General features: G+C 57.8%; 13 protein-coding genes and 1 tRNA gene. 9 read left to right on the plus strand and 5 right to left on the minus strand.

Going from position 1 to position 12,084, the window contains the following annotated elements; all coding sequences use genetic code 11:
- Both yidC and ttcA read right to left on the minus strand, forming a co-directional pair.
- Entirely contained in the window at positions 1-1,812 is a 1,812-nt protein-coding gene (gene yidC / locus N4A58_RS18555; RefSeq protein ID WP_293712502.1) for a membrane protein insertase YidC, read from the minus strand.
- A gap of 103 nt (positions 1,813-1,915) precedes the next feature.
- Positions 1,916-2,779 carry a tRNA 2-thiocytidine(32) synthetase TtcA gene (ttcA, locus tag N4A58_RS18560; protein ID WP_293712505.1) on the minus strand — a complete coding sequence of 288 codons (864 nt, stop codon included), beginning with the start codon at positions 2,777-2,779 and terminating at the stop codon, positions 1,916-1,918.
- A gap of 75 nt (positions 2,780-2,854) precedes the next feature.
- Between ttcA and N4A58_RS18565 the strand changes: the two genes are divergently transcribed.
- Positions 2,855-3,835, plus strand: a complete 981-nt coding sequence (locus N4A58_RS18565; protein ID WP_293712508.1) for an alpha/beta hydrolase — start codon at positions 2,855-2,857, stop codon at positions 3,833-3,835.
- On the opposite strand, the gene yidD is transcribed toward N4A58_RS18565, so the two are convergent.
- From yidD to rpmH, 3 genes are all read right to left on the minus strand, one after another.
- Entirely contained in the window at positions 3,832-4,071 is a 240-nt protein-coding gene (gene yidD, locus N4A58_RS18570) for a membrane protein insertion efficiency factor YidD (RefSeq protein ID WP_072707995.1), read from the minus strand. The genes N4A58_RS18565 and yidD overlap by 4 nt on opposite strands.
- Positions 4,068-4,424, minus strand: a complete 357-nt coding sequence (gene rnpA, locus N4A58_RS18575; RefSeq protein ID WP_245780432.1) for a ribonuclease P protein component — start codon at positions 4,422-4,424, stop codon at positions 4,068-4,070. The genes yidD and rnpA overlap by 4 nt, the downstream gene beginning before the upstream one ends.
- Before the next feature lie 92 nt (positions 4,425-4,516).
- Positions 4,517-4,651, minus strand: coding sequence for a 50S ribosomal protein L34 (gene rpmH, locus N4A58_RS18580; protein WP_005980833.1), 135 nt, complete (start codon positions 4,649-4,651; stop codon positions 4,517-4,519).
- Between the two features lie 264 nt (positions 4,652-4,915).
- On the opposite strand from rpmH, the gene N4A58_RS18585 reads away from it, so the two are divergent.
- From N4A58_RS18585 to N4A58_RS18620, 8 genes are all read left to right on the plus strand, one after another.
- Positions 4,916-5,650: a TVP38/TMEM64 family protein gene (locus N4A58_RS18585; RefSeq protein WP_293712567.1), complete on the plus strand. Its 735-nt coding sequence runs from the start codon at positions 4,916-4,918 to the stop codon at positions 5,648-5,650.
- A gap of 3 nt (positions 5,651-5,653) precedes the next feature.
- Entirely contained in the window at positions 5,654-7,072 is a 1,419-nt protein-coding gene (locus tag N4A58_RS18590; protein ID WP_293712569.1) for an FAD-dependent oxidoreductase, read from the plus strand.
- 18 nt (positions 7,073-7,090) lie between these two features.
- A complete protein-coding gene (locus tag N4A58_RS18595) occupies positions 7,091-8,482 on the plus strand; it encodes a HAMP domain-containing sensor histidine kinase (RefSeq protein ID WP_293712571.1) in 1,392 nt (463 codons plus the stop codon).
- Positions 8,483-8,539: 57 nt separating this feature from the next.
- A tRNA-Arg gene (locus tag N4A58_RS18600) sits at positions 8,540-8,616 on the plus strand.
- A gap of 426 nt (positions 8,617-9,042) precedes the next feature.
- Positions 9,043-9,768: a hypothetical protein gene (locus tag N4A58_RS18605; protein WP_293712572.1), complete on the plus strand. Its 726-nt coding sequence runs from the start codon at positions 9,043-9,045 to the stop codon at positions 9,766-9,768.
- A gap of 195 nt (positions 9,769-9,963) precedes the next feature.
- Positions 9,964-10,191 (plus strand): hypothetical protein, encoded by a 228-nt coding sequence (locus N4A58_RS18610; RefSeq protein ID WP_072707983.1) that lies wholly within the window; start codon positions 9,964-9,966, stop codon positions 10,189-10,191.
- Between the two features lie 186 nt (positions 10,192-10,377).
- On the plus strand, positions 10,378-11,316 hold the full coding sequence (locus N4A58_RS18615) for an ABC transporter ATP-binding protein (RefSeq protein WP_293712574.1): 939 nt from the start codon (positions 10,378-10,380) through the stop codon (positions 11,314-11,316).
- Positions 11,313-12,074 (plus strand): ABC transporter permease, encoded by a 762-nt coding sequence (locus N4A58_RS18620; RefSeq protein ID WP_293712576.1) that lies wholly within the window; start codon positions 11,313-11,315, stop codon positions 12,072-12,074. The genes N4A58_RS18615 and N4A58_RS18620 overlap by 4 nt, the downstream gene beginning before the upstream one ends.
- Positions 12,075-12,084 lie beyond the last annotated feature (10 nt).

Consider the following 12,084-nt stretch of genomic DNA (forward strand, 5'->3'; position numbering starts at 1 on the left):
TCAGGCTTCTTTCTTCTTCTTTTTGGCAAAGCTCTTCTTGATGTTGCCAAAGACGTCCGGTTTGTACCCATGGCTGCGCATGATCAGGTACTGCTGGATAAAGGTGATCGTGTTGTTCGTAATCCAGTACAGAACCAGACCGCTGGCAAAATTACCCAGCATGAACATGAAGACCCATGGCATCCAGGCAAAGATCATCGCTTGCGCAGGGTCGGTGGGCGCCGGATTCAGCTTCTGCTGCAGCCACATCGAGATACCCAGCAGGATCGGCAGGATGCCGAGCGAGATGATCGCAAGGAACGACTCGGGGTTGGGAGCCGCGAAAGGCAGCAGTCCAAAGAGGTTCAGGATCGAGCTAGGATCAGGTGCCGAAAGGTCTTGGATCCAGCCGAACCAAGGTGCGTGACGCAGTTCCATGGTCACGAAGATCACCTTGTAGAGCGAGAAGAAGATCGGGATCTGGATCAGCATCGGCAGACAGCCGGATGCAGGGTTCACCTTGTTCTTCTTGTACAGCTCCATCATGCCCTGCTGCATCTTCATGCGGTCGTCGCCTGCGGATTCCTTCAGCTTTTCCATCTCGGGCTGAAGTTCACGCATACGCGCCATCGAGGCATAGGACTTGTAGGCCAGCGGCAGCACCAGCGCCTTGATCACAACGGTAAGGGCGATGATCGACCAACCCATGTTGCCAATCAGGTTGTTCAGGTTGTGCAGCATCCAGAAGATCGGCTTGGTGAAATAGAAGAACCAGCCCCAGTCGATCGAGTCGACAAAGCCGGTAACGCCTTCGTCCTCTTCGTAGTGCTTCAGCGTTTCCCATTCCTTGGCGCCGGTGAACAGGCGGGTGCCTGCTTCGGCGGTTTCGCCAGCGGCAACGGTCACGGCGGGCAGCACGGCTTCGGCCTGATAAATCTCGCGCGACTCAAAGAATTTCGCAGTCGAGCGGAAAGGCGCGTCGCCATCGGGGATAAGGATGGTCTGCCAGTAGTGGTCAGTGAAACCGATCCAACCGTTTTCCTGAACCTCAAGACGCTCGGCATTGGTGCCTTCGCGGTCGTCGATATCCATCTTGCTAAGCGCTTTGTAGTCCAGTTCCTGCAGCTCGCCGTCCGACATGCGGATCAGGCCTTCGTGCAGGATAAAGAACTTGGTGGTGTCAGGCTCGCCGTGGCGACGCACGATACCGTAGGGGCGCACAGTGATCGGATCACCGCTGGTGTTCTCGACGGTCTGGTTCATGCGGAACATGAAGTTGTCGTCGATTTCCATCACGCGGGTAAAGATCTGGCCGGCGCCGTTGTCCCAAGTCAGCGTCACGGGAGTGTCTTGGGTCAGAACTGCATCTTCGGGCGCGGACCACAGGGTCTCGGGTCCTGGCACATTGGCAGCGTCGATGCCGTCAACAGGGGCCCAACCGAACAATGCGTAGTACGCGTTGGGCGAGCCGACGCGCGACAGGACCTGCACGTTTTCCGAGTCAGGGTCGGTGGTGACGTCGTAGTCCAAGAGTTGGATGTCATCCACACGGCCACCCAGTAGTGAGATCGAGCCTGCAATCCGGTCGGTCTGGACCTGAATGCGGGGCGCATCGCCTTCGGGGCTGAGTACGGGAGCAGCGGTTGTTGCACCGTCTGCGGTCGGCAAGTCACCGTCGGCGATCGCGGGCTGGTCGCCCACGGTCTGTTCGGTCACTGCGGGGGCGTTGGGGTCTTGTACCGGTTCCTCGGGCGGGAAAAGCACAAACCAAATCACAAGCACGACACCGCTCAGTACGGTTGCGAGCAAGAGGTTCTTATTCTGATCGTCCATCAGATCGGGCCACCTTGTCCTTTAAAGTCAGGCTGGTTCAACAATTCGAGGGGGCAAAGGTCAAGCGGTTTTCCCGTGATGACCGCCCCCGTCGCGCCGCAAATCAGCGCAGTTTCGGGATTCCGTCGGTGTCTTCGGGGCGTGCGCCACGCTCCAAACCGGCAAAATCAAAGAGCCCCGCATCCAGCAGATGGCTGGGGCGGGCATTCATTAGGGCGCGGAACATGACCTGGCGGCGGCCGGGGCTGTTCTTTTCCCATCCATCAAGGATCTGCTTCACCTGCTGGCGCTGAAGCCCGTCCTGCGAGCCGCAGAGGTCGCACGGAATGATCGGATAGTTCATCGCGCGGGCGAACTTGTCACAATCATCCTCTGCCACAAAGGCCAGAGGGCGATAGACAAACAGGTCACCTTCTTCGTTCACCAGTTTCGGCGGCATGGTCGCAAGGCGACCGCCGTGGAACAGGTTCATCATAAAGGTTTCCAGAATGTCGTCGCGATGGTGACCCAGCACGACTGCGCTGCACCCTTCTTCGCGGGCAATGCGATACAGGTTGCCGCGGCGCAGGCGCGAGCAGAGGGCACAGTAGGTACGGCCTTGGGGGACCTTGTCCATCACGACACTATAAGTGTCCTGATATTCGATCCGGTGCGGCACCTTCATCTTTTCCAGAAACTCGGGCAGGACCGTCGCCGGAAAGCCGGGCTGACCCTGATCCAGGTTACACGCCAGGATTTCGACAGGCAAAAGCCCGCGCCACTGGAGTTCGTGCAGAACGGCCAGCAGAGTATAGCTGTCTTTGCCGCCCGATAGACAAACGAGCCAACGGGCGCCACGTTCGATCATACCGAACTGTTCGATCGCCTCGCGCGTCTGGCGCACGATGCGTTTGCGGAGTTTCTTGAACTCTGTCCCCGAAGGGGCCCCGGCAAAGAGCGGGTGAATCTCGTCATGTTCATCAAGCATGGCGCGGGGTATGCCAAACCCGACTGGATAGGAAAAGCCTTTTGCTGTTGCCTCCTTTTGCATTTGAGAGGGAACATGGATTACATTTTTACGGTCCGCCGGATTCGTAACGGGACATTTCAGCCCGAGCCCGGCCAAAATAGCTTCTTGGTGGTGCCGCCAGAGGCCGAAGATATCAGCCCCGCGCACCGCATTGGTGGTGCTGTGAAAAAGATGCCTGACAGTTGGGCGCGCCGGGTTTTACACGAATCCAAGCTGGATCACGTGCCCGAAGGTCAGCCCAATCGCGGTGACATCGTAGTGCATATCCACGGCTTTAATGTCTCGACCAAGAAGATGTTGCGCAGGCACCGATTGCTGGCCAAAGGCTTGCGGGATCAAGGGTTTGAAGGCGTCGTTGTCAGTTACGATTGGCCCTCGGCGGACAAGGCCCTGAACTATCTAGAGGATCGGACCGACGCCAAGATCACCGCGATCCGACTGGTAGATTCTGGGATCACAGGCTTTGCGCAGCGGCAGACACCTGACTGCCCGATCAACCTTCATATCGCTGCGCATTCGATGGGCGCGTTTGTGTTGCGAGAGGCGTTCGACGATGCCGATGACCGCCGCTATGTGGCGGGTCATGCTTGGAATGTCAGTCAGGTGCTTTTGATGTCAGCGGATGTCTCTGCGGCAGGGATGTGCCAGGATGCGGGAAAAAGCAGTTCATTGTATCGGCATTGCACACGCCTGACCAACTACAACAACCCCCATGATTCGGTGCTGTCCCTGTCGAACATTAAACGGCTCGGGGTGGCGTCTCGGGCGGGGCGCGTGGGTCTGCCGGACACGGCGCCGGATCATGCGGTGAATGTGGATTGTGGTGCGTATTTCGACGCCAATCGCGCGAATTACGCAGATATCGAGTATGGCCAGCACACTTGGTATTATCATGACCCCGTTTTCATGCGGGATGCCTACGAGACCATTCTTGGAATAAGCGACCGATCGACCTTGGCGACGCGCGTAACGATTCCTGCGGCCCTGACGAACCGGTTGGCGCTGGTTGGCTAGTGGTGGTCGTGCTTGCAGGGCGGGACGGGATCGTAACCCGATCCGCCCCAAGGATTGCACCGTATGATGCGGTGAATGGTCAGATACGTGCCTTTGATCGCGCCATGCTTTTCCAGCGCCTCGAGCGAGTAGACAGAGCATGTGGGCTGGAACCGGCAACTTGTTCCGATCCAAGGTGACAATGTCAGCCGATACAAACGCACAGGCAGCGCAACAATATGGGCGAGGGGGCTCATTTCTGCGGGGGCTTCGGACTGTGGACCTTGCGCAGAGCATAGCGAAGGTCGCCGCGCAGGGCGTCAAAGTCTCGATCAATGGTCGCCTTGGGGCGGCCAATCAGCACGTAATCCCAACCCGCACGGCCGAGTTCAGGGACCAACTCGCGTGCAATTTCACGCATCCGGCGCTTGGCGCGGTTGCGGGCAACGGCATTGCCGATCTTCTTTGAACAGGTAAAACCGATGCGGATCAGGTCTTGATCGCATTCGTCGGGCGCACGTTTCCGGCCTTGCAGCATAAGCCCTGCAGTGCCTTGCTTGTTAGCGCGCGCAGCTCGCAGGAAATCCGACCGATTTTTCAGATTTTCCATGCGAAAGGGCACCGCCTCGTCCCGAGCCGGAGCCTGTGTAGGTGCCGGCGCGGGCGATGACGGTGCCCGATCAGTCATAACTCTGACCCGGATTAGGCGCTAAGGCTCTTGCGGCCACGCGCGCGGCGGGCGTTCAGGATCTTGCGGCCTGCTTTGGTCGCCATACGAGCGCGGAACCCGTGGCGGCGCTTGCGAACCAGGTTTGAGGGTTGGTAAGTGCGTTTCATCGCAACGTCTCCGTACTAATGGCGGCTAGGCTTGCGGATTCGCCCAAGCCGTTACATTCGAAGCCCGTCCTTAGGGGGGATGCTGAAATAAGTCAAACGGGTTCTCGGCCTTATTTCGCGAAAATGTTTCAATTCGCGCGCATCCTGCGGGAATCTCGACGTATCCCATCACCCCTGATCAAGCACCCGTGAGGCCCCTATCAGTCTCTGTTCAACTCCTGCATCTTGGGCGCACCTCAACGACTCTGCAAGGACGCCTCTGCAATGACATCGACCAAATCCAAGCCTGTGCTAGGGGCTGTCCAAAAGCAGGTGCCGTTGATTCTGCTCGTGGCGGGCGGCATAATCGGAGCAATCTTTCTTAAAGATATCCTTGATTTTCAGACATTAGCCGAGAATCGCGAGCGGCTCATTGCGCTGCGAGATGCCCATTACGGCTGGGTCGCGGCGGCCTTCGTGCTTGCTTATGCCGTGCTGGTTGCGTTTTCCTTGCCAGGCGCGACGGTTGCCACGTTGACCGGCGGCTTCTTGTTTTCCACCTTTCCGGGCGTGCTGTTCAATGTCAGCGGCGCCACCATCGGCGCAGTTCTGTTGTTCTTGGCAGCCCGCTGGGGGCTTGGGGATCGGCTGGCGGAAAAAATGCAGACCAGTGAAGGTCGAATCCGGAAAATCAAAGAAGGGATCGATGCGAACCAATGGGAAATGCTGTTCCTCATCCGCTTGATTCCCGTCGTGCCCTTCTTTGTCGCGAATCTGGTGCCTGCGCTCGTCGGCGTCGCCTTCCTGCCGTTTCTGGTCACGACCTTCCTGGGGATTATGCCAGGAGCGCTGGTCTACACATCTGTCGGCTCGGGACTCGGCGCGATCTTCGAACGCGGTGAAACGCCGGATCTTGGAATTATCTTTTCACCGTCTGTGCTGCTGCCTTTGCTTGGGCTCGCGGCACTGGCGGCTTTGCCCGCCGTGGTGCGGGCCTTTCGCAAAACACCTGGGGTCTAAACAATGAAGCATATTAAAACAGACCTGCTGGTCGTTGGCGCAGGCTCTGGCGGACTGTCTGTTGCAGCTGGTGCCGCGCAGATGGGGGCCAAGGTTGTCCTGTTGGAACGGGGCAAGATGGGCGGGGATTGCTTGAACTATGGCTGCGTGCCGTCCAAGGCGCTGATCGCCAGCGCGGCCCGTGCACATCAGATGGCGACAGCTGACGCGTTCGGGATCAAGGCGGTCAAACCCGAAGTGGACTACGCTGCGGTCAAGAAGCGCGTCGCTGAAGTCATTGCCACCATCGCTCCCCATGACAGTCAGGAGCGGTTTGAAGGCTTTGGCATAACGGTTGTCCGTGAGGAGGGCCGCTTCGTCGGCGCGAACCGTATGATCGCGGGCGAGACAGAGATTGAGGCGCGGCGGATTGTGTTGGCCACTGGATCTCGCCCCGCAGTCCCGCCAATCCCTGGGATTGAGGACGTGCCCTACCTGACCAATGAAACGCTTTTCGATCTGCAAGAGAAGCCGGAGCACTTAATTATCATCGGGGGCGGACCGATCGGCTTAGAGATGGCTCAGGCCCATGTGCGTCTTGGGTGTCAGGTCACTGTGCTCGAGGCAGGCGGTGTCCTCGCCAGAGAGGATCGCGATGCGGCCTCGTTGGTCGCGGAAACGTTGCGCGAAGAAGGTGTTGATATTCAGGAATACACCTCTGCCCTTCGGATCGGCGGCGCGGCTGGTGATCTGTGGGTCGAGACCAATACCGCGCACAAGATCGAAGGCACGCACCTGTTAATCGCTGCGGGGCGCCAGCCGAATATCGAGTCTCTTAACCTGAGTGAAGCTGGGATCGACTTTTCCAAGACAGGGATCACGGTGGACGAGGGGCTGCGGACATCGAATCGCAAAGTTTATGCCATTGGGGATGTCGCGGGCGGCATGCAATTTACCCACGTCGCAGGTTATCACGCAGGGATCATCATTCGCTCTTCGCTTTTGTCTTTGCCCGCCAAGGCGAAGACATCCCACATTCCACGGGCCACATACACCGCGCCCGAATTGGCCCAGATCGGGATGACCGAAGATGAGGCACGCCATGCTCATGGTGATGACATAGAGGTGGTGCGATTCGACTACGACGGGAATGATCGCGCTATTGCGACAGGCCGCACGGCCGGCTGGATCAAAGTCATGGTGCGCAAAGGTCGGCCGATTGGCGCGACAATTGTCGGGCCCGACGCAGGCGAGATTATAAACCTGTGGGCTATGGTGCTCGCGAATGGTTTAAAGATGTCGCATCTCACGAATATGGTCTCGCCATATCCCACGATGGGAGAAATAAGTAAGCGCGCGGCAGGGAACTATTTTTCGCCCCGTCTGTTTGATAACGAAATAGTGAAATACGTGGTTCGGGCTGTGCAGGCACTGCTGCCCTGACCAGACCGAGGGATATAGATGTTCAAGTCGCTCTCAGGGCGGTTCCTGATCCTCACGATCATTTTCGTGATGCTCGCCGAAATCCTGATCTTTGTGCCCTCGATTGCGCGTTATAGAGAGGACTTTCTTCTGGCGCGCATCGAACGGGCCCAGATTGCATCGCTGGCCTTGCTGGCGAACGGCGCAGTCGATCGCGATCTTGAAGAAGAACTGCTGCTGAATGCTGGCGTCTATAACGTCGTGCTGCGCCGGAACGAAGCACGCCAACTTGTTTTGTCCTCTCCGATCCCATCGCCAGTCGCGGCCACATACGATCTGCGCGACACCCCCGCGTGGGAGCTTATCCGTGACGCGATGGTTGCCCTCTGGAACCCGCAAGACTCCGTGCTGCGGGTAATCGGTTATCCGACACAGGATGCGGGTATGCTGATCGAGGTGACGCTGCCGTCTGCGCCCTTGCGTGCAGCCCTTCTGGATTACGGGCTGCGAATCCTATGGCTCTCATTAGCGATTTCGCTGATCGCGGCGGCTCTGCTTTTCTTCGCCGTACGCAAAGTGATCGTTTCGCCCATGCGCAGTGTGGTGCGCCAGATGGCACGCTATGCTGAGGCACCAGAGGACGCCCGCCGGATTATCACGCCCTCGAATGGAATCACTGAATTGCGAGAGGCCGAAGAAGCGCTGAAGTCCTTGGAGACTGAATTGACCGCTGCCCTACGCCAGAAAGAGCGTCTGGCGCAGCTAGGCGGGGCCGTCGCACGGGTGAGCCACGACCTTCGCAACATTCTGACCAGCGCACAGCTCTTTGCGGATCGTCTAGAGAGCAGCGCTGACCCGACGGTCGCCCGCATGGCGCCGAAGCTCGTGCGGTCTATTACGCGGGCTGTCACCCTAACCGAGAGCACCTTGGCCTTTGGCAAGGCGCAAGAACCGCCCCCCAGCTTGTCTCGCGTCCCGCTTGCAGATCTAGTTAACGATGTGCTGGAAAGCGAACGCCTCGCGATCGGGGACGAGGATATCAGTCTATCCGCCGACGTGATGGCAGGAACTGTGATCCGCGCGGACAGCGAACAACTGCATCGGGTGCTCTCTAATCTGGTCAGGAACGCACGGCAGGCCATCGCAAGCGCGGGCACGGGCGGGGAGATTTGCATTCACAGCGAAGAGGATGATGAATGCTGGCGCATCCACGTGCGTGACACTGGCCCCGGTCTGCCGGCCAAAGCGCGAGAGCATCTGTTCCAACCTTTCGCAAGCAGCAGCAAGAGGGGCGGTACCGGTCTGGGGTTGACGATTTCTCAAGAGCTTATCCGTGGACATGGCGGCCAATTGCGGCTGGAGCCTGATTATGATGGGGGCACGGCCTTTGAAATTTGGCTCCCCAAGGGCGATGCCGAAATTAATTTCTAATTTTTTATTTTTTGCTCTTGCGGCCCCCAGTCGATAACCGTAGAAGGCCCCCACGACGCACCGGTAGCTCAGCTGGATAGAGTATCTGACTACGAATCAGGGGGTCGGGGGTTCGAATCCTCCCCGGTGCGCCACTTACCTATCTACAAATTCCAGCACAGCAATCCGTCACAGTGGGCGAGCGATGCCTGCCTTATTGGTCTGTATTCTGCCTGTGGTGGCCTAAGATACCGGCCATTAGATCAGCGATGCGTCAATTCAGCCGATTTATGCTGCAATTGCGAAACGAAGCTTGAATGCAGGTGCAGAAAAACGCACTCTGAACATGGTCAAGAAGTGACTGTCTGTGTGTTCGGCCGCTTTTCCAGACTTCGCCGCATGTTTCGCGATCAACATGACCGGCAGGGCAGGCAGGTGGCATATTTTCGTGTCGCGCGACTCGCGTGGCAAAGCGGCGCTGCGGGTCCCAAAACTCTCTCCAGAACGCAGTGTTGGTATGGTTTTCAGTGATGGCAGTCACGGGAGAGTGCGCAACACTTTGATCGTAAAGGAATTTACTAATGCTGACGATCACAAACCCCGTAGAAATCACAGCCGCATCAATGGCCTATTGGGCCAAGGGCCTGCGGATGCAGCAGGAAATGATGAGCTGCTCTTATCGTCTGATGATGGTCTGGTCGCCGTTCTCCTCTCTGAACCTGAAGCTATCGAGCGAAGAAGCGGCATCCCCCGCGTTGAAGGCCGTGGCGACGCCAGCAGAAAAGCCCAAAGCAGCGCCGAAGCCTCGCTCGACCCGAGCCCCCGCGCGCAAAACGACTCGCAAGCCTGCAGCGAAGCCCGCCGCGGTTGAGGCCGCTGCGCCCAAAGTCGCCGAGGCTCCGAAAGAATCGCCCAAGGCCGAAGCGCCGAAGCCTGTTCCTAAAGCTGAAGCACCCAAACCTGCGACCAAACCCGCTGCAAAGGCTGAGGCGCCCAAACCGGCTCCGAAGGCAGAGGCTCCGAAGCCCGCCCCCAAGGCCGAAGCTGCTAAGCCTGCGCCCAAAGCTGAAGCGTCGAAACCTGCGCCGAAAGCAGAGGCTCCGAAGCCCGCGCCCAAACCTGCTGAGGCAAAGCCTGCACCGGCTAAGGCGGCAGAGCCTGCCAAGCCCGCGGAGGCCGCGAAGCCTGCTCCTCAGGCTGCAAAACCTGCAGCATCGCAATCCAAGCCAGCAACGACAGCCTCGGCGCCTGCAAAAACACGCGCTCCGTCTGCACCCCCGTCGATGCCCGCGGCAAGCAAGAAGTAAAACCTTGATAAATCCGCGCCTTGGACGCCACCCCATCGCGGGTGGCGTTTTTCGTTGTCACACCTTTGGCGTTAACGCTGCATTGCGGCATACGTGAAGCGGCTATGCAGAAATGGAAGTGTTGCTGACTAACTCGATGCCTTAGGTTGGAAGGCAGGGGGGAAACCCACACACCAAACACCAGAGGGTTTTCTTATGGCAATCTCGACCACAGAATTTCACGTTGAACGTCCCACCATCCGCGCACGCTTTGACCGCTTCTTCTCGGCACTGGCTGGTGCATACACCGCATATGCCAACAGCCGTTCGCGCATCGGTGAGATCCGCGCACTGGAAGCAAAATCGGACGCCGAGCTGAAGGCGATGGGCATCAAGCGCGACCAGATCGCTCAGTACGTATTCCGCGACGTTTTCTACGTCTAAGACGGAACGGCCTTCGGGTCGAAACGTGTGAAAATACAGGGCAGGCAACTGACCGCTGCGGCGACCAGTGCCTGCCCGTACTTTTATGTAGAACAGCCTTCGTGCGCCGGTGCAGGCGCGACTCTGCGGTAATCCTGTTAGTGACAGTCGGGAAATTGGCCTACATACGGGGCCAAGGAGCCTGATATGACCGATATTCTAACACTCGAAGGCGTGGAAAAGACCTATGACAGCGGCTTTACCGCGTTGCATGGGGTCGATCTGACGCTGAAAGAGGGCGAAATCCTCGCCTTGCTGGGTCCGAACGGGGCCGGAAAAACCACTCTCATTTCTTGTATTTGTGGAACTGTGATGCCCACCGGCGGCAAGATCACAGTTGGCGGATTCGATGCGTTAACCAATTTTCGCAAAGCGCGGAGCCTAGTAGGCCTCGTCCCGCAGGAAATTCATCTGGAACCGTTCTCGCGCGTTTGGGACACCGTGCGCTACACGCGCGGCCTTTTCGGCAAGAAGCATGATGATGCCCATCTAGAGCGCGTTCTGAAGGATCTGTCTCTGTGGGATAAGCGCGATTCGCGTGTTGTCGAATTGTCGGGCGGCATGAAGCGCCGTGTGCTGATCGCCAAAGCCCTGAGCCACGAGCCTCGAATCCTGTTTCTGGATGAACCGACGGCCGGTGTGGACGTCGATCTGCGCAAAGAGATGTGGGAGGTTGTGGCGAAACTGAAGGCCAGCGGTGTCAGCATCGTGCTCACGACACACTACATCGAAGAAGCAGAGGCGATGGCTGATCGGATTGGTGTGATCAACGGTGGGCGACTCGCCCTGATCGAAGAAAAAGATGCGCTGATGTCTCGGTTGGGCCGAAAATCCCTCAAGATCGATTTGGAAACTCCGGTAGATGCGATCCCCGACACGCTCTCTGGCTATAATTTGAAGCGGGCTGATGATGGCTTTGCGCTTGTTTACGAGTATGAGGCTGGTGCCTCGCGGACCGGCATCACGCGGTTGCTCGCAGACCTTCGGGACGCTGGACTTTGTATGAATGACCTGTCGACGCGCCAAAGCTCGCTTGAAGAGATTTTCGTGAGCCTTGTGCAAAGTGAACAGGAGGAGCGGGCATGAACCTGACAGCAATTCGCGCCATGTACGTCAGTGAGATGGCACGCTTTTTCCGCACTTATATGCAGAGCTTTCTCTCGCCAGTGATATCGACATCACTTTACTTTGTGGTGTTCGGGGCGGCGATCGGCAGCAGGATCGACGAAGTGGAGGGTGTCAGCTACGGTTCTTTCATCGTTCCCGGCCTGATCATGCTGAGCGTGATGACCCAAGGCATCAGCAACGCCAGCTTTGGGATCTATTTCCCGAAATTCACGGGCACGATCTACGAGCTGCTGAGCGCTCCGATCAACTTCCTTGAGGTGGTCATCGGCTTCGCGGGCGCGGCAGCGACCAAAGCTCTGTTCATCGGGACTGTGATCTTGGGAACGTCGGCGCTGTTTGTTGAGATGGAGGTCCAGCACCCGCTGGTCATGGTCCTCTTTCTAATCCTGACCTGTGTGAGCTTTGCGCTATTTGGCTTCATCATCGGCATTTGGGCCAAGAATTTTGAGCAGTTGCAGCTGATTCCCCTCTTGGTGATCACACCGCTCGTGTTCCTTGGGGGATCTTTCTATTCGATCAACATGTTGCCCCCGATTTGGCAGACCATCACCATGTTCAATCCAGTGGTCTATCTGATTTCAGGCTTCCGCTGGTCTTTCTTTGGGGTGGCCGACGTGCCGATCCTGACTAGCCTGCTTGCGATTGGGTTATTTCAGGGGCTTTGCCTCTTTGCAGTGTGGTGGATTTTTAAAACTGGCTGGCGCATTCGGAAATAAGTGGCAACCT

It is taken from the genome of Donghicola sp., assembly GCF_025210255.1.
Taxonomy (GTDB): Bacteria; Pseudomonadota; Alphaproteobacteria; order Rhodobacterales; family Rhodobacteraceae; genus Donghicola; species Donghicola eburneus.